General features: G+C 50.4%; 23 protein-coding genes and 1 other RNA gene. 3 read left to right on the forward strand and 21 right to left on the reverse strand.

The genetic code is table 11. The annotated features are described in order from the left end of the window. Positions 1-8: 8 nt before the first annotated feature. From murG to rsmI, 12 genes are all read right to left on the reverse strand, one after another. On the reverse strand, positions 9-1,106 hold the full coding sequence (gene murG / locus FT643_RS03510) for an undecaprenyldiphospho-muramoylpentapeptide beta-N-acetylglucosaminyltransferase (RefSeq protein ID WP_156869273.1): 1,098 nt from the start codon (positions 1,104-1,106) through the stop codon (positions 9-11). Next, positions 1,103-2,329 carry a putative lipid II flippase FtsW gene (gene ftsW / locus FT643_RS03515; RefSeq protein WP_156869274.1) on the reverse strand — a complete coding sequence of 409 codons (1,227 nt, stop codon included), beginning with the start codon at positions 2,327-2,329 and terminating at the stop codon, positions 1,103-1,105. The genes murG and ftsW overlap by 4 nt, the downstream gene beginning before the upstream one ends. Further along, positions 2,322-3,686 carry a UDP-N-acetylmuramoyl-L-alanine--D-glutamate ligase gene (gene murD, locus FT643_RS03520; RefSeq protein WP_198043285.1) on the reverse strand — a complete coding sequence of 455 codons (1,365 nt, stop codon included), beginning with the start codon at positions 3,684-3,686 and terminating at the stop codon, positions 2,322-2,324. Before murD ends, ftsW begins: the two co-directional genes overlap by 8 nt. 20 nt (positions 3,687-3,706) lie before the next feature. Further along, positions 3,707-4,789, reverse strand: coding sequence for a phospho-N-acetylmuramoyl-pentapeptide-transferase (mraY, locus tag FT643_RS03525; protein WP_156869275.1), 1,083 nt, complete (start codon positions 4,787-4,789; stop codon positions 3,707-3,709). After that, positions 4,789-6,168 carry a UDP-N-acetylmuramoyl-tripeptide--D-alanyl-D-alanine ligase gene (locus tag FT643_RS03530; protein ID WP_156869276.1) on the reverse strand — a complete coding sequence of 460 codons (1,380 nt, stop codon included), beginning with the start codon at positions 6,166-6,168 and terminating at the stop codon, positions 4,789-4,791. Before FT643_RS03530 ends, mraY begins: the two co-directional genes overlap by 1 nt. Next, a complete protein-coding gene (locus tag FT643_RS03535) occupies positions 6,165-7,697 on the reverse strand; it encodes a UDP-N-acetylmuramoyl-L-alanyl-D-glutamate--2,6-diaminopimelate ligase (RefSeq protein WP_156869277.1) in 1,533 nt (510 codons plus the stop codon). Before FT643_RS03535 ends, FT643_RS03530 begins: the two co-directional genes overlap by 4 nt. Beyond that, positions 7,694-9,409, reverse strand: a complete 1,716-nt coding sequence (locus FT643_RS03540) for a peptidoglycan D,D-transpeptidase FtsI family protein (RefSeq protein ID WP_156869278.1) — start codon at positions 9,407-9,409, stop codon at positions 7,694-7,696. The genes FT643_RS03535 and FT643_RS03540 overlap by 4 nt, the downstream gene beginning before the upstream one ends. Continuing rightward, positions 9,406-9,696, reverse strand: a complete 291-nt coding sequence (ftsL, locus tag FT643_RS03545) for a cell division protein FtsL (RefSeq protein WP_232339817.1) — start codon at positions 9,694-9,696, stop codon at positions 9,406-9,408. Before ftsL ends, FT643_RS03540 begins: the two co-directional genes overlap by 4 nt. Continuing rightward, a complete protein-coding gene (rsmH, locus tag FT643_RS03550) occupies positions 9,693-10,631 on the reverse strand; it encodes a 16S rRNA (cytosine(1402)-N(4))-methyltransferase RsmH (RefSeq protein WP_156869279.1) in 939 nt (312 codons plus the stop codon). The genes ftsL and rsmH overlap by 4 nt, the downstream gene beginning before the upstream one ends. Next, entirely contained in the window at positions 10,631-11,092 is a 462-nt protein-coding gene (gene mraZ / locus FT643_RS03555; protein ID WP_198043286.1) for a division/cell wall cluster transcriptional repressor MraZ, read from the reverse strand. Before mraZ ends, rsmH begins: the two co-directional genes overlap by 1 nt. A 407-nt stretch (positions 11,093-11,499) precedes the next feature. Continuing rightward, positions 11,500-11,860: RNase P RNA component class A (rnpB, locus tag FT643_RS03560), an RNA gene on the reverse strand. Between the two features lie 41 nt (positions 11,861-11,901). Beyond that, positions 11,902-12,747: a 16S rRNA (cytidine(1402)-2'-O)-methyltransferase gene (rsmI, locus tag FT643_RS03565; protein WP_156869280.1), complete on the reverse strand. Its 846-nt coding sequence runs from the start codon at positions 12,745-12,747 to the stop codon at positions 11,902-11,904. Between the two features lie 164 nt (positions 12,748-12,911). Here rsmI and FT643_RS03570 point away from each other — a divergent pair, with 164 nt between their 5' ends. The 3 genes from FT643_RS03570 to FT643_RS03580 are packed head-to-tail and all read left to right on the forward strand — an operon-like array spanning position 12,912 to position 15,707. Continuing rightward, positions 12,912-14,759 (forward strand): penicillin-binding protein activator, encoded by a 1,848-nt coding sequence (locus FT643_RS03570; RefSeq protein ID WP_198043287.1) that lies wholly within the window; start codon positions 12,912-12,914, stop codon positions 14,757-14,759. Beyond that, entirely contained in the window at positions 14,686-15,090 is a 405-nt protein-coding gene (locus FT643_RS03575; protein WP_198043288.1) for a YraN family protein, read from the forward strand. Before FT643_RS03570 ends, FT643_RS03575 begins: the two co-directional genes overlap by 74 nt. Positions 15,091-15,113: 23 nt before the next feature. Next, positions 15,114-15,707, forward strand: a complete 594-nt coding sequence (locus FT643_RS03580; protein WP_156869282.1) for a phosphoheptose isomerase — start codon at positions 15,114-15,116, stop codon at positions 15,705-15,707. Between the two features lie 7 nt (positions 15,708-15,714). On the opposite strand, the gene FT643_RS03585 is transcribed toward FT643_RS03580, so the two are convergent. The 9 genes from FT643_RS03585 to FT643_RS03625 all read right to left on the reverse strand — a co-directional run bounded on the left by FT643_RS03585 (position 15,715) and on the right by FT643_RS03625 (position 22,759). After that, positions 15,715-16,119, reverse strand: coding sequence for a ClpXP protease specificity-enhancing factor (locus FT643_RS03585; RefSeq protein WP_156869283.1), 405 nt, complete (start codon positions 16,117-16,119; stop codon positions 15,715-15,717). A 63-nt stretch (positions 16,120-16,182) separates the two neighbouring features. Beyond that, positions 16,183-16,806: a glutathione S-transferase N-terminal domain-containing protein gene (locus FT643_RS03590; RefSeq protein ID WP_411267796.1), complete on the reverse strand. Its 624-nt coding sequence runs from the start codon at positions 16,804-16,806 to the stop codon at positions 16,183-16,185. Positions 16,807-16,954: 148 nt separating this feature from the next. Continuing rightward, positions 16,955-17,614 carry a cytochrome c1 gene (locus tag FT643_RS03595; RefSeq protein ID WP_156869285.1) on the reverse strand — a complete coding sequence of 220 codons (660 nt, stop codon included), beginning with the start codon at positions 17,612-17,614 and terminating at the stop codon, positions 16,955-16,957. After that, positions 17,614-18,849: a cytochrome b gene (locus tag FT643_RS03600; RefSeq protein ID WP_317621937.1), complete on the reverse strand. Its 1,236-nt coding sequence runs from the start codon at positions 18,847-18,849 to the stop codon at positions 17,614-17,616. The genes FT643_RS03595 and FT643_RS03600 overlap by 1 nt, the downstream gene beginning before the upstream one ends. A 20-nt stretch (positions 18,850-18,869) precedes the next feature. Then, positions 18,870-19,469 (reverse strand): ubiquinol-cytochrome c reductase iron-sulfur subunit, encoded by a 600-nt coding sequence (gene petA / locus FT643_RS03605; RefSeq protein ID WP_156869286.1) that lies wholly within the window; start codon positions 19,467-19,469, stop codon positions 18,870-18,872. 229 nt (positions 19,470-19,698) lie between these two features. Further along, positions 19,699-20,091 carry a 30S ribosomal protein S9 gene (rpsI, locus tag FT643_RS03610; RefSeq protein ID WP_156869287.1) on the reverse strand — a complete coding sequence of 131 codons (393 nt, stop codon included), beginning with the start codon at positions 20,089-20,091 and terminating at the stop codon, positions 19,699-19,701. Positions 20,092-20,100: 9 nt separating this feature from the next. Continuing rightward, positions 20,101-20,529 (reverse strand): 50S ribosomal protein L13, encoded by a 429-nt coding sequence (rplM, locus tag FT643_RS03615; RefSeq protein WP_156869288.1) that lies wholly within the window; start codon positions 20,527-20,529, stop codon positions 20,101-20,103. A gap of 369 nt (positions 20,530-20,898) precedes the next feature. After that, positions 20,899-21,999: a cell division protein ZapE gene (zapE, locus tag FT643_RS03620; RefSeq protein WP_156869289.1), complete on the reverse strand. Its 1,101-nt coding sequence runs from the start codon at positions 21,997-21,999 to the stop codon at positions 20,899-20,901. Positions 22,000-22,102: 103 nt separating this feature from the next. Continuing rightward, on the reverse strand, positions 22,103-22,759 hold the full coding sequence (locus tag FT643_RS03625; RefSeq protein WP_156869290.1) for an alpha/beta hydrolase: 657 nt from the start codon (positions 22,757-22,759) through the stop codon (positions 22,103-22,105). Positions 22,760-22,892 lie beyond the last annotated feature (133 nt).

The raw sequence follows: 22,892 nt of genomic DNA on the forward strand, positions 1-22,892 counted from the left end.
TGGATTTCTTAGTGTCCACCGGCCACCTCCATGCATCGCTGTACTAATTTTTCGGTGGCGCCCTGCATCGCAAGGGAGCGCGCTATACTAGCCATCGCAGATAAACTATCTCTATTCATTAATTTTTTTCTTAGTAACTCCGCCAGTCCTGTTTCGTTCAAATCTTTTTGCTGTACCAATAACGCCGCACCAGCCGAACTCAGGTATTCACCATTGCGGGTTTGATGATCATCCACCGCGAAGGGGTATGGAATCAGCAACGATGCTACACCCGCTGCAGCCAACTCACTTACTGTGAGCGCACCGGAACGACACACGACCAAGTCGGCCCACTCATATGCGGCCGCCATATCGTCAATAAACGGCAACACCTCGGCTTCCACTGCTTCAGCCCGATAGAGCTTTTGGGCATCACCCAGATTATTCGCGCCGGCTTGATGTTTTATCTGGAAATCAACGTCATTTCCGAGAATTGCCAGGGCCTTGGGAACGATCTGATTTAATGCCACCGCACCCTGACTACCCCCCAATATTAAAACCCGGATCGGGCCGCTACGTTGTGCGTACCTTTGGGCGGGATCACCTAACCCGACGATTTCAGCGCGGACCGGATTGCCGGTTGTTTCCACTTTAGCCGAAGCCTCGAACGCGCCGGGGAAGGCTTGAAACACCTTTTTCGCTATCCGAGCCAATAATTTGTTAGTGAATCCCGCAATTGCATTTTGTTCATGTACAAAGACGGGACGACGGCTCAACCACATGCCCAATCCGGTGGGTCCGGTAACAAAACCACCCATTCCTAACACCAGATCCGGATTAAACCGGCGCACCACTCCCATCACTTGCAGGACCGCTTTTGACACTTTGATGGGGGCTGTGATCAAGCGCATTACGCCCTGTCCACGCACACCGGCGATATCCAGATATTCGATATCAATTTCGTTGGCGGGAACAATTTTCGACTCAATGCCCTGGCGAGTGCCAACCCAGCGCACCTCAATACCTCGTTGCTGAAACACTTTCGCTGCGGCCAGAGCAGGAAATACATGACCGCCCGTTCCACCGGCTGTCACCAGCACGCGTTTGATCTGTTTAGGTTGACTCATACTGCGGCCCCCCTAAGTCTTGAGGGCTTATTTCGGGTGGATTTGGCGGCCTTGGCGGATGGCCGTTTTTTATCTTGCAATTCAGCGCTTGCATGATCATTTTCGTAATCCGCCCGCATCACCAATGCCATCATCAGAAATGTTATGATCAGGCTGCTTCCGCCGTAGCTTATAAAAGGTAACGTGAGGCCTTTAGTGGGCAGCAGCCCGCTACTGACACCAACATTAATCATCGCCTGCAAACCAATCAATATGCTAATGCCATAGACCAGATACGCGTTAAACGCTTTACCCAACAGCTCGGCCCTACGCCCGATACTCATGGCGATGAAGACCAACATGATATAAAGCGCAATCACAAATAAATTACCGACAAAACCAAACTCTTCTGCAAGGATGGCAAACACAAAATCGGTGTGCGCCTCGGGCAGATAGAACAGTTTTTGTATGCTATTGCCCAAACCGAGCCCAAACCACTCACCACGACCAAACGCGATCAGACTCTGAACCAGCTGATATCCGGAAGAGTATTGGTCAGCCCACGGGTCGAAATACCCGATCACCCGATTCATCCGATATTCTGAAGTGAACACCACCAGCGACGCGGCACCCACGCTGCCAAGAATCACCATCAGAAACTGCGATAATTTAACGCCTGCCAAAAACAGCATGGCGAACACGGAAGTCATGATAACCACGACAGCACCGAAGTCCGGTTGCTTCAGCAGTAGGAGAACCATCACGGAAAGCACGATGACCGGCTTCATGAACCCCCAAAAGCTCTTGCGGATTTCGTCGACTCGTCGCACCAGGTAACCCGCCACGTAAATCATGGCGCAGACCTTCACAATCTCCGAAATCTGGATATTGATAGGGCCGAAATTAATCCAGCGAGTGCTTCCGTTTACGGACTTACCGACACCTGGAATCAGCACCAGCACTAGCAACAAATAGGACACCACTAACAGCGCTCCGCCGCTACGCTCCCAGATTGCCATAGGCACCTGATAAACCAGTAGAGCCACTATCATGCCCGTGAGCATGAAGATGCCATGCCGTTTGGCATAGAAAAAGGGTGCCTCGTTATCGATCGAAGCAATATCCATCGAGGCGGAAGTCACGATGACAATTCCACAAAACGCCAGAGCGGCAATGATAATGAGAAGCCACTGGCGTGAGGCTAATGTGAAAGCCAGCTGTTGAGCGGGATTAAGGCTATTCATGGTCTGATGCCTCCCGCTTGACTAGCTTGATAAACTGCTCGCCACGATCTTCATAATTTTTAAATTGATCGAACGAAGCGCAGGCAGGTGACAGCAAAACCACATCACCTGCTTCCGCATGACGCTTGGCCAACAAGACAGCCTGCTGCAATGTTTCCACTTTTTCTACGGAGACCTCGCCTTGCAACGCGCTACTTAGGACCTCCGCATCTTTTCCATACAGGATGGCTAGCCCAACCGCCGCCGCAACGGGTTGCACCAATTCGCTGAAATCAGCACCTTTGCCTTCCCCTCCGGCCAGCCAGATTAGTTTGCCAGTCACCATACCGGCTAAACCCGTAATGGCAGAAATAGCAGCCCCTACATTGGTGCCCTTGGAATCGTTGTACCAATTTACACCGTGGATATTGGCAACCCATTGGCAGCGGTGTCGCAATCCCGGATACTGCTTGAGTGTTTCGAGGCAGCTTTGATAGTCCACTCCGAATTCAGTCAGGATGGCGAGCACCGCTGCAATATTGAGCCAATTATGAGCACCGCTGAGTTTGAGATCCTCAACACTCATTACCTTTTTGCTGCCATCCATAATGTAGTTCGTTTCGGGTACAGTCTGAAAGGTTTCTACATGGAACCGACCATGCACTACCTTACTGCCTCCGAACGGTCTCATAGCACCGATGGCATGAATGGGTTTAGTACGGTGATCATCAAGCCAATAAACCGCCGACTCACACCCCTCAAAAATTCGCTGTTTGGCCATGGCGTAATCGTCCAGCGAATCGTAGCGGTCCATATGGTCTTCGGAAACATTTAGATTCACTGCCACCTTGGCTCGCAGACTTTGGGTGGTTTCCAATTGAAAACTGGACAACTCTAATACCCAAACATCGACCTCTTCAGCCGATGACAAAGCATCCAGCACCGGCAACCCGATGTTGCCGGCGACGCAGACTTCGTAGCCCGCGGCTTCGAGCGCTTTACCCACCAGCGTGACCACGGTGCTTTTTCCGTTTGAGCCAGTTACGGCGATAACGGGCGCAGCCACTGAGCGGGCAAATAGTTCGACATCGCCCGCGATTGGGACGCCGGCATTAATGGCTTTTTTGATCGCGGCAGAACGAATAGAAATGCCGGGACTAACGATGAGTTCTTGCGCCGATGTCAGGTCAAATTGCTTTAAATCCCCAGTCAATAAGGGGACATGCGGCAACTCTGAGACAAGATCTGTTTTACCTGGCGGCTCATTCCGGGTGTCAATCACGACCACATCGCAACCCAATCTCGTCAAAAAGCGCGCACAGGATAGCCCGGTCTTCCCGAGTCCAATCACTACATGCTTGCCTTTCAATTGAGTCACTTTGCTTTCCTTTTCTGTGCTTAACGTAATTTCAGGGTGGCCAAACCGATCAACACCAGAATCACGGTGATAATCCAAAAACGAACAATCACTTTCGGTTCAGCCCAACCTTTAAGTTCAAAATGGTGGTGGATGGGCGCCATCCGGAAAATTCTGCGGCCGGTTAATTTATAGGAGCCAACCTGCAGAATCACCGACACCGTCTCCATGACAAAAACGCCGCCCATAATAAATAAAACTATTTCCTGCCGGGTTATAAGCGCAATAACACCGAGTACAGCACCCAGTGATAAGGCACCGACGTCACCCATAAAAACCTGCGCAGGATAGGTATTAAACCAAAGAAATCCAAGTCCTGCGCCGACCAGAGATCCGCAAATTATGATGAGTTCTCCGGCACCGGACAGATACGGATATTGGAGGTACTGCGCAAACTGAAAGTGTCCGGTCACATAAGCAAACACGCCCAACGCCCCCCCCACCATCACGGTAGGCAGAATGGCTAAGCCATCCAAACCATCAGTCAGATTCACCGCATTGGACGTACCAACAATCACAAAATAACCCAGCACAACATAGAACCAACCGAGGTCGATCTGAATGTCTTTAAAAAAAGGCACCATCAGTTGGGTCTCGGCCGGGGTTTCTGCTGTGCAATACAAAAATAATGCCGCGCCCAGGCCCCCCACTGATTGCCAGAAATATTTCCACTTGGCAGGCAACCCTTTGGAGTTGCGCCGCACGACCTTGCGGTAATCGTCTACCCAGCCGACAGCGCCAAAAATAAACGTCACAGCCATTACGACCCAAACATAACGGTTTGATAGATCAGCCCACAACAAAGTGCTGACAAAAATTGCGACCAGGATTAAGGCGCCTCCCATAGTTGGGGTACCAGCCTTGCTCAGGTGGGATTGGGGACCGTCATCCCGAACCGATTGGCCAATCTGGTGATAGCTGAGCCGTTCAATCATTTTTGGCCCTATTATAAAGGCTATCAACAGCGAAGTAAGGACGCCCAAAATCCCTCTTAATGTGAGATATTGGAACACATTAAATACGGATGCGTACTGCTGTAAATATTCAGCGACCCATAGCAACATTAATTTGAGCCCTCACTGGTTGCGTTGAGCTCTTTCATTTTCTGAATTACTTTTTCCATTGCAGAACTGCGTGACCCTTTTATTAGAATTGTCTCACCGGAATGACGTTCCATTAAATCCTGTGCTAGCAATTGGTGCGAGGTGCCCATCACAAACGCGCCCTGCTCAGGTAAATTACTCAAGTACCCTTCACGGTAGTAGGCTGCTAGATCGCCCAATCCATAAACGGTTTCAATGCCCTTTTCTGCGGCATAGGCACCAACTTGCTTGTGCATTCTGGGGGCGTCCTGGCCTAACTCCGCCATCACACCCAATACCAGGCAACGCTTTCCGTTCAGCTCACTCAACACGTCAATCGCAGAACATACTGAATCCGGGTTGGCGTTGTAGCTATCATCAATAACAACATGAGAGTGGATGGCTTCGACTGGAAACAATCGCCCGGGTATGGTTTTCAATGAAGCCAAGCCCTTTGCAATTACCTCATGACTACAACCCAGCTCGTGGCAAATTGCTATCGCGGCCAGCGCATTCGTCACATTATGAGAACCGATTAACTTCAACTCCACGCTAACTTCATCGCGGTCCACGGCCGCAACGAAAGAATACTGGCCCTTATTGTTGGCTTCAGCAGAAATCAAATGCACAGTCGCCTGGGCATTCGCTCTTGAAAACGTGACTTGTTTGCAATGCGCTGTTTGTTCCAGAAATTGTCCGGCATAAGCGTCATCCAAATTGACAACGGCGGTTCCACCGGCAACCAACCCGCTGTAGATTTCAGACTTGGCTAACGCAATATTATCGACAGACCCAAAGCCCTCGAGATGCGCGGAGCCTACATTGTTGACCAGCGCAATATCGGGCTCTACCAGCCCGCTGGTATACGCAATCTCACCGACATGGTTTGCTCCCATTTCAATCACAGCGAAACGATGCTCTTGGCGCACCCGGCACAGGGTCAGTGGCACTCCGATATCATTATTGAAGTTGCCTTTGGTGGCTAAGGTCGGGCCTTGCAGCGTCAAAATGGCAGCCACCATTTCCTTGACCGATGTTTTGCCGCTACTACCGGTAATTGCTACTTTTTTAACAGGGAATTGATTCAACCAGCACTTTGCCAATGCACCCAGCCCGAGACGGGTATCTCGCACATGCAGCAGGGGAAAATCAACCGCCACCGGATCTGCCACCATCGCGGCGATTGCACCTTGCTCAAACGCTTTGTCTAAAAAGCGATGTGCGTCATAGTTATCGCCTTTTAGCGCAATAAAAAAATCACCGGGGGCAATAGCGCGAGTATCTGTGGATATTTTTTGGAAACTGACATCGGCCCCGGTATGGCGTGCACCGATTTCCCTGGCCAACTGGGATATCATCATGGGTTTCCCTCCATCGCGGGTCCAGCACGCATAGACAGAGCTTGTTCGGCGCACGCCATGTCGCTGTGAGGGTATTTAACGCCCATCACGTCCTGATAGTTTTCGTGCCCTTTACCTGCCACCACCACTACATCCTCGCTTGTGGCATTTCGTACAGCGTGCATCACCGCCTGACGTCGATCCTCGATTAATACGTACGCTTTCTCGTCAGGAATACCTTTTACCATTGTCGAAAAAATATCGCTCAATTTCTCGCTGCGGGGGTTATCTGCCGTAAGCACAATCTCGTCAGCAAATTGGCTCGCCATCGCCGCCATCAACGGTCTTTTGCCCGCATCTCGATCACCGCCACAACCGAACACGCACCACAATTTTCCAACGCAATGTCGGCGTGCCGCAAGCAACGCTTTTTCTAGCGCGTCCGGCGTATGCGCAAAGTCAACGATAACGAGGGGACTATTGGATACAGAGGGCACTTTTTGCATCCGCCCGGGTACCGCTGCAACCGTGCTTAACCCGGCACACACGCGATCCAAAGAAACCCCCATCGCGACCAGCGTGGTCGCGGCTGCGAGTAAATTCGATGCGTTAAAATCACCGACCATAGGGCTTTTGATCTCGCCCGACGCGCCCTGACAAGTCAGTTTTATATCGATACCAGCTTGGTGAAATTGAATCGCTTCAGCACAAACATCTGCGCGGGTTGCGCTTTTCGTCGAAAACGTTAGAACCTGAGTTGAAGGTGAAGCCATCGAGGCCATACTCAACACTTGATTATCGTCCGCGTTTAATACCAAACCCCGAAGGCGTGCGTTTTTGGCCAACAACGCTTTCGCTTCACGATAAGCTTCCATTGAACCGTGATAATCCAAGTGATCCCGGCTGATATTCGTAATGACGCCGAACGCCACATTGAGTCCATCAAGCCGACCTTGAACCAGCCCGTGGGACGATGCTTCCATCACCGCATATTCTGCACCGGCATCCAGCATTTCCTTTAACAGTCGATTGTTTTCCACTACACCGGGTGTCGTATTGCCGGTTTCATTTAAAACTTGGCCAGGAAATCCGCTGCCTAATGTGCCAATTACACCACAGCGATGGCCTGCGTTTTCCAACCCTTGTGCAATCAACTGGCTAACACTGGTCTTTCCATTGGTGCCCGTAACCGCGCACAAACTAAGCATCTCCGAAGGCGCCTGATAAAATGCCGAAGCAATCTGGCCAAGGTGCTGACGCAGCCCTTTGACCTTGACGACCGGAATGGCCAACTCCGCTGGCCCCTGTTGATTGTCGACGTCACCATCAAAATCAATCAAGGCGCAGCTGGCACCTGCGTTTTCCGCAGACAACAGAAAAGCGCGTCCATCCGCATGGTCGCCCCGGTAGGCAATAAAGCAATCGCCTGCCCTTACTTTTCTGCTATCAACTGCCAACCCTGTAACCATTGTTTGCTGCCATTGCGCATCAAGATTTAAAAACGGGACAATATCTTTTAAATAGCGCCCCTTCGAAATTGAACTGTTCATGTGTTGGGTGGAACCGGTTTCGGCAAACCCACCAGCGTTTCCACCGCTTTATCAGGTGGAATATTTTTCACCCTCAACAAGCCGGCCATGACCCTTGAAAAAACCGGTGCTGCAACCTGGCCACCGTAGTACACACCACCTTTGGGATCGTCGATCACCACTACCAATGCAATGGCAGGATCCTCCACCGGTGCAACCCCGGCGAACATAGCCAGATACTGATGATCCTGGTATCCATTGCTACTAACTTTATGCACGGTGCCGGTTTTGCCCGCCACACGGTAGCCCGGAACACGGGCTTTGCGTGCAGTGCCACGCTCGTCAACAACCCCTTCCATCATGTGCAACACCGCATTCGCCACGGTTTCATCCAGCACCCGCTCACCCTTAACGTCGCCGTCTACTTTCAGCAAACTAATCTGTCGTTTGATGCCCCCAGAACCTAGCACTGCATAAGCTTGCGCCATCTGTAAAGCGGTAACGGAAAGTCCATAACCATACGACAATGTAGCGACCTCAATCGGACGCCAACGCGAACGCGCCGGAAGCATTCCGACGCTTTCACCGGGGAAACCGACCCCTGTCGCTTCACCCAGGCCAATCCGGTGGAAAAACGCGCTTAGCGCACCGGACTCCATGGACAGTGCAAGCTTGCTGGCACCTACATTGCTGGACTTTGCGATGACTTTTCCCAGGTCAATCACCCCGTAATTCGCCATGTCGCGGATGGATTTACTACCAACCCGCAAATATCCGGGGGACGTATCTAATTTACTGTGCACCTGCCATTTGCCACTTTCCAGCGCCGCAGCCACGGTGAACGGTTTTACTGTCGATCCCGGCTCAAAAACATCTGTAACGGCTCGATTACGAAAGTTTTCAACGTCCTTACGGGTGCGATTGTTCGGGTTATACGACGGGTGATTCACCAGCGCCAAGACTTCACCGGTCTTAATATCGATAGCTACGGCACTCCCGGAGGTTGCCTTATATTCCGTAACAGCGGAAAGCAATTCGCGGTAGGCCAGATACTGCGCTCGCAAATCGATACTCAGGGTAATATTGCTGCCCGGTGCAGGAGCGTTGATTAATCCGACATCTTTGATGATACGATGTCGCAAGTCTTTGATTACGCGTTTCTTGCCCGCCTCTCCCTGCAAATATTGATCAAAAGACAATTCAATGCCTTCCTGACCTTCTTCATCTATATTAGAAAAACCAACCAGATGACTGGTCACTTCTCCAGCGGGATAATAGCGACGGTGCTCCTCAACTCCGTAAACACCCGGGATGCTCAGGCTGAGAATGCTTTCCGCCTTGGAAGGATTCATGTGACGGCGCAAATAAATGAACTGTTTATTTTGATTTCTCAAAATACGATCGCGCAATCTGGCTTCTGTGTAACCGGTTTTTTCTGCCAGAAAACCCCAGGCGTACTGGGCATCAATCAATTCTTTGGGATTCGCCCAAATGGATTTAACGGGCGTACTAACCGCTAAAGGTTCACCGTTCCGATCCTCAATTATGCCGCGATAGGCCGGGATTTTTTCTATGCGAACCACACGACGGTCACCCTGGTCCTGTAAAAAGCCCTGTGATTCAATCTGCAAATATAACAATCGGCCAACAACAGTCATAGCAAGCAGCACGAAAAGCACCAGTACAGCACCATAGCGCCAACTGAACGCCAGTTTTCCCTGAGCCGTACTCATCGTTCCACCATGATTATCTCGCTGGGCGAAGGCACCCGCATCCTTAATTTTGAACCTGCCAGTTGCTCGACGCGGTTATAGGAACCCCAAGTGCTCTGCTCCAGCAATAACTGCCCCCACTCCACTTGCATGGAATTGTTTTTCTTCTGCAAAAATTGGTGCTTGGCTACCAGGCGCCGGGTTTCAAAACTGGAATAAATGACCGCTATACAGGATACAAGCACGGCCATAAACGCGATCACTACTAGCATCCATGCTTTACTGGAATTGGCCGGACAGGCAATCATGATAACTTCTCCGCGACTCGCATAATGGCGCTTCGTGCGCGAACATTCCGGGCCACTTCCTCGTCACTGGCTTTAATCGCTTTGCCCAGACTGCGTAATTCCCGCTGCACCATCTCATCACGAACCGGCAGATGCCGGGGGAGCGGTTCGCCTTTTTCTTTGCGTTGAATAAACCTTTTAACAATCCGGTCTTCTAGCGAATGGAAACTGATAACGACTAAGTGGCCACCCTGCTTTAACACAGCCAGGCATTGATCCAGCGTGTCGGCCAAGTCGTCAAGTTCACGATTGATATAAATCCGGATAGCCTGAAAAGATCGGGTTGCCGGATGCTTGCCTTTTTCTCGGGAAGGGCTCGCCTTGGCAATAACTCCAGCTAACTGAGCTGTGGTCGTCAGTGGCTGCTGGTCTCGGTATTCGACAATGGCCCGGGCAATCCGCCTAGAGAAACGCTCCTCACCGAACTCTTTCAATATTGTGGCGATCTCGTCAGCGCCTGCTACGTTCAACCAGTCCGCCGCTGTTCTTCCGGCCTGGTTATTCATGCGCATATCCAGCGGGCCGTCGTTCATAAAGCTAAAACCACGCTCCGGATCATCCAACTGCGGCGAGGAAACGCCCAGGTCCAACAAAACGCCGTCAATCTGTCCCGTCAACCCGCGCTGAGCAATGACCTGCTCCAGATCAGCAAAAGAGGTGTGGACGATATTAAAACGGGCATCCGATTCGGCCAGTTTCGTACCGGCCCGAATGGCCTCGGGATCTTTATCCAAACCAATAAGACCACCGTCTGCGGACAAGCGTGCCAACACCTGAAATGAGTGGCCGCCTCGACCGAAAGTTGCGTCAATGTATACACCAGACAGGTTTGTCACTAGAGCCTCTACCGCTTCGTCAAGGAGTACGGTTTCGTGTTTCAATTCTCGGACTTCCATCACAGCACCAAAGATTGTGCGAATTCGGGAAGTTCCTCAAGATTGACAGGACCTTCATCCACCCAGCCCTGATAACTATCTGACCATTTGTTTTCAGACCAGATTTCGAATTTTTTACCTACGCCCACAAGCATGATTTTTTTATCCAGATCGACTTTATCCCGCAGTAATTGCGGCAGGCTGACGCGGCCATTACTATCCATTTCAACTTCGGTGGCATAGCCGAATATTAAGCGCTGCAAACGACGGGTCGATGAGTTTAGCGAGGGCATAGATAGAAGCTTTTGTTCGATTTCCTGCCAATCCGGCAGGGGATGCATGGTGAGGCAGTGACCTTCGAAATCCACGGTGACGACCAGCTTTCCTTCACAATATTCAGACAACGCTTCACGAAAGCGGCTTGGCATCACCATCCGGCCTTTCGCATCAACACTTAGCGCGCTTGGTCCTCTGAATAACACGTCTTATATTACCTATATGAAGCTAGACGTTCCGTAGCTTTCGACACCCATCGACATGGAGGCTCAGAACCGACCCGAACACACCATTTTAAACCACTACATCCCACAAACTTCCACAATGTGACACCTTAAGCACACTATAGGGAGCGGTACGGGTTATTGTCAAGCCGAAAGGACAGTCAAAAACGTGAATTTGATACGGAAAAACAAAGACTTAGGACGACAAGGATATCCTGCAGTGCGCACAAAGCGAACAAAAAAATAAGTCAAAACAGTCAGATAGAAGCCACTCTTAATGTGGCTTCAAGCGACAGAGAACATTTCGAGATATAAGGCAGGGAATTTTTAGAACAATGGTTATTACACCGGGGGCGGATTGAGCGTCAGGGGCTCAATCCGGGCAAAAAATATAGAGTCAGCCGATAAGCCGGGTTCTGTCGTGGACAGTCATTCCTCTGGGACGCGCGTCACCGTGCGCCTCTAGCAACCTACCCGAATCCAGCGCGGGTCACGCCAATGGATTCCTATTTGGTCTTGCTCCGGGTGGGGTTTTCCATCGCCACGATCTGTTACCAGTCGCGCGGTGCGCTCTTACCGCACCTTTTCAACCTTACCGGCCAGCGAACTGGCTTAGGCGGTATACTTTCTGCTGCACTTTCCGTCGGTTTTCACCGCCCAGGCGTTACCTGGCACCTTACCCTATGGAGCCCGGACTTTCCTCCCCCGACCAGGACAAACCTGATCAAGAGCGACTGCCTGGCTGACTCTAGTTGAGCAAAATACGCCTAAGGGGTTAAGGAATCAAGCAATTATTCATTGCTGTTTGCAATTGCGGCCTCATAAAGCGCGTTTTTTGCCACTCCACTTAATTCGGAAACCAAAGCACAGGCTTTCTTCAAGGGCATACTTTGATGTGCCAGGTTCAACGCCCGCAATACAGAAGGGTCAATACTAGGCACCCGCCCTGCATCCTGCACCCCCTCTATTAAAACCACGAATTCGCCTTTACGGTGGGCATCACTTTCAAGCAGCCAATCCCTCAATTGTCGACCCGTACCCGTCCTGACTGTTTCAAAGGTTTTCGTGATTTCTTTTACCAGCGCCATCGTCCTGTCTTCACCCAAAACCAGCTCGGCATCCGCGATACAATCTAAAATGCGCTTGGGTGATTCATATAAAACCAACGTCGCCCGCTCATTAACAAATTGCTCCAGCTGTGCCCGGCGCGCCTGCTGCTTTGCCGACAAAAAGCCGACAAACAGAAACCGGTCGGTGGGCAACCCCGCAATAGAAAGTGCCGCTATTGCAGCACAAGGCCCTGGAATAGCTACAACGCTGCCCCCCTGCTCACGCACACCGCGAACCAGACGATAACCCGGGTCACTGATCAAGGGAGTACCCGCATCCGAGATTAACGCTATCGACTGTCCTTGATTGAGCACATCGAGCAACGCGGTTATTTTGTCTGCTTCATTATGATCGTGCACGGCCATCATTTTCGTAGCGATCCCGTAATGATCAAGCAACTTACGACTATGGCGTGTGTCTTCCGCTGCAATTATGTCGACTTGTTTCAAAACATCCACAGCGCGATACGTGATATCCTTGAGATTCCCTATGGGTGTTGCGACAATATACAAACTTCCAGTCGACATAGCGTTACGAGCCTAATACCAGTATGAATTCACGTCATTTAACACAGCTTACCACAGTTGCGCTAACCCTTTGGTGCTTGCTACTGGCGGCTTGTACACCTAGCCCCCCAATCGGTCAACAAGATCCTGTAACAGAAACATCGCAAACGAACGCTATCAATCAAATGCTCAAACGAGCAAAAACGCTTTCATCACCAGAATCGGAAAAGCTGTTAATCGAAGCCTCCTCCTTGTTACTGGAACAAAGTAAAACTGCAAAGGCCAAACGCATACTCAGCACCATCAATCCAGCTAACCTGGATGACTCCAGCAAAGCCAGGCTGGTGCTGGCTCTGTCCAAGGTCGCAATTGCTGAAGGCGATTACCCGCTTGCAGAAGAACTGCTCACGACCGATAAGCTGGGCCTGATTACCGCTTCCAACCACCTGGACACAGAGCTTCTAAACGAGATCAGCCTACTCCGCGCCCAAACCTGGGAGCTGACCGGTAACTTTCTTGCCGCGGCCAGAGAACGAATTTTTGTCAGCCCCATGCTCGCGGAAGTTGAAATTGCAGAACAAAACCACGAGCAAATCTGGAGCGACCTTGTCAATGTTCCAGTAGAAACGCTTGAACAACTATCGAAAACCGTCGCAGTGCCTGAAATTCAAGGCTGGCTGGAGTTAGCGTGGGTATACAAAGGCCTGCAGGACGACCTTGACCGCCAACTCGATGCATTGAATTCCTGGCAACAACGATATCCGGTTCACCCCGCTGCTACCAACCTCCCGGGCGCCTTGAAAGTTGTCCAGGAGCTGAGCGCTAATCGCCCTACGCAAGTGGCCATTTTGCTACCGATGCAAGGAAAATATCGTTTAGCGGCAGAGGCAATACTTAACGGATTTATGACCGCTCACTTCCGCAACCGGCCCAGCAGTCCGGAGAGCAAACAGGACTTAACCATTCGTGTCTATGACACTCACGATGTGAATCAATTTTCCCAAATTTACCAGCGCGCGGTTTCTGAAGGTGCCGACATTATTCTGGGGCCGCTACAAAAAGAAAACCTACGCACACTAACGCAAAGCCCGGATGAGTTACCGATTACCACCATCGCACTGAATCAGGAGCTGGGGAATGCAGAAACACCTCATAACCTTTACCAGTTTGGCCTTTCGCCTGAGGACGACGCAGTACAGGTCGCCGATCATGCAAGAAAATACAATTTCAGCCGTGCGGCCGTCTTATACCAGGACAACCCCTGGTGGAGTCGAGCCTACGCCGCCTTTACAAAACAATGGATGACGGCTGAGGGTGAAATTACAAGCGCAGCCAGCTTTGAAAGCCAGGACAAAATGGCAAACGCAATCAAGCAAATGCTACTGGTTCATCAAAGTGAGTTGCGGGCGCAACAACTGAAGCGAATGATAGGCAAAGATTTTGAGTTTCAACCACGAAGACGCCAGGATATTGATTTCATTTTCCTGATCGCCTCTCCGGAGCAAGCGCGCCAGATACGACCGCTGCTCGACTTCTACTACGCACAAGATATCCCCGTCATAGCCGGCTCACAGATTTACAGCGGGGAGCCCTCCCCCCAAAATGATCGCGACTTAAATGGCATTGAATTTTGCGACATTCCCTGGTTACTTGAAAAACCAGACGCTTTGCATACGGCGATGTACAAAGCCTGGCCAAAAGCGGATCACCGTTACTTCAGGCTGAACGCGATGGGGGTGGACGCCTACAGACTGCAATCCAGACTGCAACTTCTCACGCAGATACCGGATGCCGGCTTGTTCGGCGCGACCGGAAACTTAACGGTAGGCCTTGATAAACGAGTACACAGGGAGTTAAGTTGGGCCGTTATAAAAAAGGGTCGACCACAACTTCTTCCTAAAATCGTTGATACGGAAGTTATGGAAAGCACGCCGGTCATACCAAGAGCACAAGGACGATATGCCCCGACCAGTCAAAACACCCCCACTGCCGAAGCCTCTGACAGAGAAAAAGCGCACGGGAAACCAAGCTGAAAATCTAGCCCGTCAACACCTCACCAAAGCCGGGCTGAATTTTTGCGTCGCAAACTTTCAGTGCAAAACCGGCGAAATTGATCTGGTAATGAAGGATGACTCAACACTGGTGTTCGTCGAGGTCCGTTATCGTGCGGATACGGAACTGGGCTCTCCGCTGGAAACAGTGACCTCGAGTAAGCAACGCAAACTGATACGCACAGCCAGTTTTTTCCTACAACAACACTTTGGGGACCGGTGGCCATCTTGCCGGTTTGATGTAGTAGGAATAAGCGGCCCTCTGGATGGCGCCCCCACCATAGACTGGGTTAAAGCTGCGTTTTATGGTTAACACACAGAATTAAGGAACTCGCAATGACGCTTGTTGATCGCATACACGATCTATTTGATGACAACATCAACACTCAACTCAAATGCCGGGACGAACTCCCCCCCCTCATTGCCAGCGCCAGTGAAACCATAGTTCAATGCTTACTAAGCGATCACAAAGTGCTGGCGTGCGGGAACGGAGGCTCCGCCAATATAGCCCAGCAATTTTCCACTAAGATGCTGAACCGCTTCGAACGAGAACGTCCTGCACTGCCAGCTATCGCCCTGTCAACGGACTCCTCGACGATCACATCCATATCCAACGACTATAGCTACAACGAAATATTCTCCAAACAAATCCGCGCCATCGGCCATGAAGGCGACATCCTGTTAGCGCTCACTAGTAGTGGAAATTCAGCTAATATCGTTCAGGCGATACAAGCCGCCCACGACCGGGGCATGCTCGTTATTTCATTGACAGGAAAGGATGGGGGGGATTGCGCGCGACTCATGCAGCGAGATGATATTGAGATTCGTGTGCCCTCAAATTCAACACCCCGCATACAAGAAAGCCACCTGTTTGCGATACACCTATTTTGTGACCTGATTGATCGCGAAATATTCGGGACCGATATTTAACAGAGAATTATTTAACCACCTTGAGGGAGGGCTTTCCGCTTGGTTTGGTGGAGTCCTCATCTTTAGATTTAGTGCGCTCCCGTCGATTCTCCGGGGGCGGAATTTCGTCTTCATCAAAGAACATGCCTTTGCCATTTTCTTTGGCATAAATGGCGAGAATAGAACCAATCGGGACGTAAAGGTTGCGCGCTTTGCCACCGAAGCGGGCCGAAAACTCAACCTCTTCATTGCCCATGTGCAAATTTCTGATAGCCGTAGGGGCCAGATTCAGAATGATCCGGCCTTCGCTTATGAACTCACTGGGCACTTGAACCAGGGGATAACCTGCATTCACCAACAGATAAGGAGTGAATTCGTTATCCAGAATCCACTCGTAAACTGCACGTATAAAATAAGGGCGACTTGGTGTCATTGTACACTCATAGAAGCACCCGTCACACTGCCGGAGAAACAGCAGCATGGCAGATGTATAGCTTTAGAGACGCAATTCCCGCTCAGCATCAGACAAACTAGCCTGGAACGATTCGCGAGCAAACAAACGATCCGCGTACGTAATTAGATTACCCGCCTTAGACTTCTGCAGCTCAATTCCCATGGAAGGCAGGCGCCATAAAATAGGAGCCACACAACAATCAACCAGCGTGAAGTCATCACTCATAAAGAACGGCTTTTCCGAGAATATCCCGTCTATGGCAACCAAATTATCCGTCAGTTCCTTGCGGTGCTTGTTAAGAACAGCTTCTTTTTCAGAACCGGCAATCAGAGCATCCACAGAATCACACCAATCACGATGAATTCGATGCATCAGCAAGCGGCTGCGGGCTCGCTCGACCGGATACACTGGCAGTAACGGAGGATGAGGAAAACGCTCATCCAGGTACTCCATCATGATATTCGGCTCATAGAGCGTCAGCTCCCGGTCCACGAGTGTAGGCAGCTCGTTATAAGGATTCAGAGACGCCAAATCCTCCGGTTTTTCTGCGGGATCCACGTCTAAAACATCTACCGCCACCCCTTTTTCAGCCAAAACGATGCGCACCCGGTGACAATAATGGTCGCTACCATCCGAGAAAAAAGTCATCGAAGAACGTTTTGCAATGACACCCATTTATATTCACTCCAACGCTTGTATCAGTTTGATCATGAGCCACAAGCCCGTCATGCCGCTTGCAACCCATTGAAGGGACAGAAAAGGAGAAGGGGCGGAAGCCTTTCGACTTAACCGCCCCACTCCCGAGTTTTCTTAATTAGTGTATATCTTTCCAATATTCCCGATTCAGGAAATAGACCGGAATAAATAATATTGCCAGAAAAATCAGCACATACACACCAATGCGTTCACGATCCGCTCGAGCCGGTTCAGCCATATAAACCATGTAGTTAGTCAGATCAGCCATCGACGATTTGAAAGCCTTTTCGCCTAACTCTTCTTCCATGCGCGACAGCACATGGGGCATGCCGACATCCGGAAACACGTGGTTATTAACATTCCACGGACGTGATTCATCGGGATAAAAGTTTGTCAGGTAAGAATACACCCAATCCGCGCCGCGCACACGTGCTATCAGCGTCAGATCCGGCGGTACCGTTCCAAACCATTTCTTCGACAAATCCTTGGGAATCGCAGAGTGCATTACTTCACCAATACGATCCGTGGTGAACATCAGGTTTGCCATCATGATATCTGAAGGAATTTCCAAATCCTCAGACACCCGCTCATAACGCATATACTGAGCAGAGTGACAGCCCAGGCAATTATTGACAAAAATCTGGGCTCCACGCTGGAGAGACACCTTGTCATCCATATTGATTGGCGCTGCAACAATATGCTCGTTATGACCACCACCGGCAGCCATCACCGTCACAGGCATACACAAAACGATAATAAGACAAATTAACTTATTCATTAGTGTGTCATCCTCACTCGCTCAGGCACAGGTTTGCATTTTTCCATCGTCGTCCAAAAGGGCATCAATATGAAATACGCAAAGTAAAATGCAGTAGTTATTTGCCCCATGACCCGATAAGTCATTTCAAAGGGAACAAACTCTACATGAGCATCCGGCGATTTCACTCCACACACGCCCAGAATAATGAAGGTGATTACGAACAGGGTCATCATGATCTTACTGATTGAACCCTTGTAACGGATAGACTTAACTGGACTACGATCCAGCCACGGAAGCACGAACAGCACTGCAATGGAGGCGCCCATTGCGACAACGCCCAGCAATTTATCCGGTATCGCCCTCAAAATGGCGTAGAACGGCGTGAAGTACCAGACTGGAGCAATGTGATCCGGTGTTTTCAATGGATTAGCGGGTTCAAAGTTTGGCTTTTCGAGGAAGTAGCCTCCACCATCGGGGAAAAAGAACACAATAGTGAGAAACACAAAGAGAAAGACCACCACACCCACCAGATCATGGACACTGTAGTAGGGGTGGAAAGGTATGCCGTCTAACGGAACGCCGTTTTCGTCTTTCAGTTTCTTGATTTCAATGCCGTCCGGGTTATTGGACCCCACTTCATGCAGCGCAATAATATGCAACACAACCAGCGCCAAAATAACAATAGGCAAAGCAACCACGTGCAGAGCGAAGAAGCGGTTCAGAGTGATGCCTGAGATCAGATAGTCACCGCGAATCCATTCGGTCAGTGCATCACCTACCCAGGGAATAGCACCAAACAAGGAAATGATGACCTGCGCACCCCAATAGGACATTTGCCCCCAGGGTAGCAAATAGCCCATAAAACCTTCTGCCATAAGTGCAAGATAGATGGTCATACCGAATATCCACACCAGCTCACGCGGCGCACGGTACGAGCCATACATCATACCCCGGAACATATGCAAATAGACCACGACAAAAAATGCCGATGCGCCGGTAGAATGCAGATAACGCAGCATCCAGCCGTAATCCACATCTCGCATCATATTCAACTCAACCGAGGTAAACGCGCCTTCACCACTGGGGTTATAGAGCATGGTTAACCAGATGCCTGTCAGCAGCTGGTTAACCAGCACCAACATCGCAAGGGAGCCAAAGAAATACCAGACATTGAAGTTCTTGGGAGCATAATATTTGCTCATGTGATCTTCGAACATTTTGGTCGCCGGGAAACGGGCGTCAACCCACCCCATTAGGCTTTGAAACATACTCATCAGGCAGCCTCCCCATCTTCACCAATTTTAATGAGTGACTCGCTCATGTAGTAATACGGCGGCACTTCCAGGTTGAGTGGTGCAGGCACCGACTTGAACACCCGACCAGACAAGTCGAATTTTGAACCATGGCAGGGGCAGAAGAATCCGCCATACCAGTCAGGCCCAAGATCCTCAGGCGCAACTTCAGGCCGATAAAGAGGGGCGCACCCCAAATGCGTGCAAAGCCCGACCAGCACAATGATATTTTCATGGTCCTGGCGTGCGCGGCTGACTCCGGCCACATATTCCGGTTGCTTGGATTCGGCTGATTCAGGGTCACGCAAATTGTCTTTATGAGTCTCCAAGCCTTCCATTACTTCAGGTGAGCGGCGTAATATCCAAACGGGTTTCCCCCGCCACTCCACAGTCATACGTTGCCCCACTTCAAGCTTGCTGATATCTGCGACTACAGGTGCACCCGCAGTTTTTGCCTTCGCGCTAGGTTGCCAAGACCGCACAAAGGGTACGGCGGCGCCGACGGCTCCCACTGCACCAACTGCTGAAGTAGCTCCAATCAGGAAGCGTCTCCGCCCCTCATTTACGCCCTCAGTACTCATTCAGTTTATCTCCCCGATTACTATTACCGAAGCCGGCTAGCCTTTTTGAAGACACACCGACCCCTAGCCCATATTTTTAATCGCGGAAATAGTAATTAAATTGCTGTTGAGTTACAAGGAAAGCTTTAAAAAGCGCGCATACAGATTCGAGACAAGCATAGGAAATATAAAACAAAAAACGCCTGACTTCTCAGCCAGGCGTTTTTTGTAAACGAATCTGGAATACAGATTAACGTTTCGAGAATTGCGGACGCTTACGTGCTTTACGCAGACCCACTTTCTTACGCTCAACCTCACGGGCGTCACGTGTAACAAAGCCCGCTTTTCGCAATGAAGCACGCAATGTTTCATCGTATTCCATCAACGCCCGGGTAATACCATGTCGAATTGCGCCGGCCTGACCGCTTCCGCCGCCACCTTTCACCGTCACAAACACATCAAACTTATCTACCGCTTCCACCAGCTCAAGCGGCTGACGCACTACCATACGGGCAGTCTCGCGACCAAAATAAGTATCCAATGTACGACCATTAATATTGATATTGCCAGAGCCTGGCTTCAAAAAGACCCGGGCTGCTGCCGTTTTACGTCGGCCTGTACCGTAGTTCATATCCACTAGCATGCCTTCCTATTACAGTGCCAATTCTTTGGGTTGTTGTGCTGTATGAGGATGTTCGGCACCAGCATATACTTTCAGCTTACCAAACATAGCCCGCCCTAAAGGGTTTCGGGGCAACATACCTTTCACTGCACCTTGAATCACCATTTCCGGCTTACGGGCAATCAACTTATCGAAGCTGATTTCCTTGATACCACCGGGGTATTCGGTATGGCGATAGTACATTTTGTCCGTTCGTTTGTTACCTGTTACATGCACTTTCTCTGCATTGATAACAACGATGTAATCCCCAGTATCAACGTGAGGAGTATAAGTTGGTTTGTGTTTGCCACGCAGACGAAGGGCGATTTCTGTCGCCAGACGACCTAAAGTCTTGCCGGTTGCATCCACAACGTACCAGTCACGTTCTACCGATTCTGGTTTTGCGCTAAACGTTTTCATTGAATCTGCCCTAGAACACTAATCCGAGGTGTGCCCGTCAAAATTTAAAGAGCGCGAATACTACCCAAGCCGTCTCCGGTTTACAAGCGTTTTCGGAGACACTCCTTGTGCAGCGCCCCTATTTTGCGAGCTCTGTATAAGTTTTCAGCAGTGCAGCCATCATTGTTTGCATCTTAACAATGTTGAGCCTTTTGCTACGACAGTAACGGGGTGAAGAACTATAACAGATAATTAATAATAGGCCAGCCCGACAGTGTCGTTTATTTGCTATCAGCGCCGGGTTAGTAATGCCTGCCTCCGGACCCGCCTGCTCCCATCTTCGACCAGAAGGCATAAACTCAATCAATATCAATAATTTATATTGAAAAGTCAGGGTTTATGAGGGCGCGACAGATATTCTACGCTCTGCATTTCCAAAAGCCGGCTCCGAGTACGCTGAAACTCAAAATCCAAGCGCCCACCACTGTATAAAGCATCAATCGGTGCAGCACCAGACATAATCAACTTAACGTTACGGTCGTAAAATTCATCGACCATATTCACAAAACGGCGGGCCATATCGTCCTGTGCAGCCCCCATCACCGGCACGCCGGAAACCACCACTGCGTGATAAATCCGGGCCAATTCAATATAGTCATTCTGGCTACGCGGACCATCGCACAGTGCCATAAAATCACACCAGATAACGTCATCAGCCTCAAAGCGTGCTGCAATCATCCTGCCGTTTATATCCACCTGAACATCCGCCTTGGCCAGCTCAGGCGCCAGAGAGTCAAAGCTGCTTTTCAAGCTGGCTTCCGCTTTCTCCCCTAATGGGCTATGGAAAATTTCTGCTTGCTCCAGCGCTCTTAAGCGATAATCAATACCGCTGTCCACATTCACAATATGGGTATATTTGTTGATGAGCTCAATGGCGGGCAGGAAGCGCGCCCGCTGCAGCCCATCCTTATATAGTTGATCGGGCACTATGTTGGAAGTCGCCACCAGTGTGACACCTTTGGCAAAAAGCTTCTCCATCAGCCCACCCAGGATCATCGCATCGGTAATATCGGTAACGAAAAACTCGTCGAAACACAGCACCCGCGCCTCTTCAGAAAGCGTTTCGGCTACCGTATCCAGTGGATTTTTTTCGCCCTGCAAAGCGCGAAGTTCGGTATGTACACGCTGCATAAAGCGATGAAAGTGAATACGTAATTTACGGCGGAACGGCAGGCATTCGAAAAATGTATCGACCATATAGGTCTTACCACGACCCACGCCGCCCCAGAAATACAGCCCCATGCATGGTTCTTTTTCCTGAGCTCGCACTCCCGGAGCAATTCGCGCCCAGAGGCTTTTGGGCCGATTTTCATAGCGATCAATCAGATCGTGATAAAGCCGGTCCAACTGTTCAATGGCAAATTGTTGGGCCGGGTCAAAACTAAAATCTTCTCGCGTCAGGTCTTGGCGATACTTCTCTAAGGGGGTCATAACGGTCTCACCATTCGCTTAATGCTGACAGGTAGCGGATTGAACGGGCCACACTCTAATACAGCGCTCCACAATCTGTCCATGGCCTGCACCCTGCTCTTGCTTAGACGCCGGCCTCGTTACTGAGGATGGATTTCACTTCCGTTAAGCGCCCGTGAAAAAAGTGACCTGCACCAGGCAGACAGTAAATTTGCTTCGGTGACTGCACATTGCCAGCCCACTGCGCCATCGCTTCGCTACTTACCACCTCATCCGCATCACCGTAAACCACCGATAATGGGCACGGGAATCGGTTCAATATATCAAAAGCAAAATTTTCGACCGCTGGCGCAATCAAGAGCAAATGCCGAATGGGGTCACCTCGCTTAACTGCTCGCAGGCAGCCGGCCGCCGCGACATAGGAACCGAAAGAAAATCCGGATAGATAGATATTGTCATCCGGGCGCACTTGGCGCACCCAATCAATCACCGCCAGCAAATCCTCTTGTTCGCCCACTCCGTTAGCAAACGCACCCTGACTTTTTTCCACTCCCCGAAAATTGAATCTAATCACTCGATGCCCCATATCCCGACGTGCACGTGCGACGGTATGCACTACCTTGTTGTTCATCGTGCCTCCCATCAATGAATGGGGATGACAAGCGATCGTGACGTTTCCCGGGCCATCCGGATCGCTTTTCGGACCAGTCGTTACAGCCTCGAGGTCGCCCTCCGGTCCGGGAATGATAAGTGCGCTTTCACCCTCAGGGAAATGGTCCATAGTCTGCTCCGAAATCGTATTAACCGATATTTTACTTGTCTTTATTCCAGTTGTAATTTCATGTGACGCTAAACACTGTCATCCGCGCCCGGTTCCTTGTAGTATCAAGGCATAGTATCAACATATTGAAAAA

The organism is Ketobacter sp. MCCC 1A13808 (genome assembly GCF_009746715.1).
Lineage (GTDB): Bacteria > Pseudomonadota > Gammaproteobacteria > Pseudomonadales > Ketobacteraceae > Ketobacter.

What these genes read in the sequence shown, in the direction of transcription:
- FT643_RS03530 (WP_156869276.1), bottom strand. Translation starts at nt 6,168, where the DNA reads ATGATGATATCCCAGTTGGCCAGGGAAATCGGTGCACGCCATACCGGG.
- FT643_RS03585 (WP_156869283.1), bottom strand. Translation starts at nt 16,119, where the DNA reads ATGACACCAAGTCGCCCTTATTTTATACGTGCAGTTTACGAGTGGATT.
- rpsI (WP_156869287.1), bottom strand. Translation starts at nt 20,091, where the DNA reads ATGCTAGTGGATATGAACTACGGTACAGGCCGACGTAAAACGGCAGCA.
- FT643_RS03600 (WP_317621937.1), bottom strand. Translation starts at nt 18,849, where the DNA reads ATGGGGTGGGTTGACGCCCGTTTCCCGGCGACCAAAATGTTCGAAGAT.
- ftsW (WP_156869274.1), bottom strand. Translation starts at nt 2,329, where the DNA reads ATGAATAGCCTTAATCCCGCTCAACAGCTGGCTTTCACATTAGCCTCA.
- rplM (WP_156869288.1), bottom strand. Translation starts at nt 20,529, where the DNA reads ATGAAAACGTTTAGCGCAAAACCAGAATCGGTAGAACGTGACTGGTAC.
- rsmH (WP_156869279.1), bottom strand. Translation starts at nt 10,631, where the DNA reads ATGGAAGTCCGAGAATTGAAACACGAAACCGTACTCCTTGACGAAGCG.
- FT643_RS03625 (WP_156869290.1), bottom strand. Translation starts at nt 22,759, where the DNA reads ATGGACCATTTCCCTGAGGGTGAAAGCGCACTTATCATTCCCGGACCG.
- zapE (WP_156869289.1), bottom strand. Translation starts at nt 21,999, where the DNA reads ATGACCCCCTTAGAGAAGTATCGCCAAGACCTGACGCGAGAAGATTTT.
- FT643_RS03535 (WP_156869277.1), bottom strand. Translation starts at nt 7,697, where the DNA reads ATGAACAGTTCAATTTCGAAGGGGCGCTATTTAAAAGATATTGTCCCG.
- FT643_RS03575 (WP_198043288.1), top strand. Translation starts at nt 14,686, where the DNA reads ATGCCCCGACCAGTCAAAACACCCCCACTGCCGAAGCCTCTGACAGAG.
- FT643_RS03570 (WP_198043287.1), top strand. Translation starts at nt 12,912, where the DNA reads ATGCTCAAACGAGCAAAAACGCTTTCATCACCAGAATCGGAAAAGCTG.
- FT643_RS03595 (WP_156869285.1), bottom strand. Translation starts at nt 17,614, where the DNA reads ATGAATAAGTTAATTTGTCTTATTATCGTTTTGTGTATGCCTGTGACG.
- mraY (WP_156869275.1), bottom strand. Translation starts at nt 4,789, where the DNA reads ATGTTGCTATGGGTCGCTGAATATTTACAGCAGTACGCATCCGTATTT.
- murG (WP_156869273.1), bottom strand. Translation starts at nt 1,106, where the DNA reads ATGAGTCAACCTAAACAGATCAAACGCGTGCTGGTGACAGCCGGTGGA.
- FT643_RS03540 (WP_156869278.1), bottom strand. Translation starts at nt 9,409, where the DNA reads ATGAGTACGGCTCAGGGAAAACTGGCGTTCAGTTGGCGCTATGGTGCT.
- rsmI (WP_156869280.1), bottom strand. Translation starts at nt 12,747, where the DNA reads ATGTCGACTGGAAGTTTGTATATTGTCGCAACACCCATAGGGAATCTC.
- ftsL (WP_232339817.1), bottom strand. Translation starts at nt 9,696, where the DNA reads ATGATTGCCTGTCCGGCCAATTCCAGTAAAGCATGGATGCTAGTAGTG.
- FT643_RS03580 (WP_156869282.1), top strand. Translation starts at nt 15,114, where the DNA reads ATGACGCTTGTTGATCGCATACACGATCTATTTGATGACAACATCAAC.
- petA (WP_156869286.1), bottom strand. Translation starts at nt 19,469, where the DNA reads ATGAGTACTGAGGGCGTAAATGAGGGGCGGAGACGCTTCCTGATTGGA.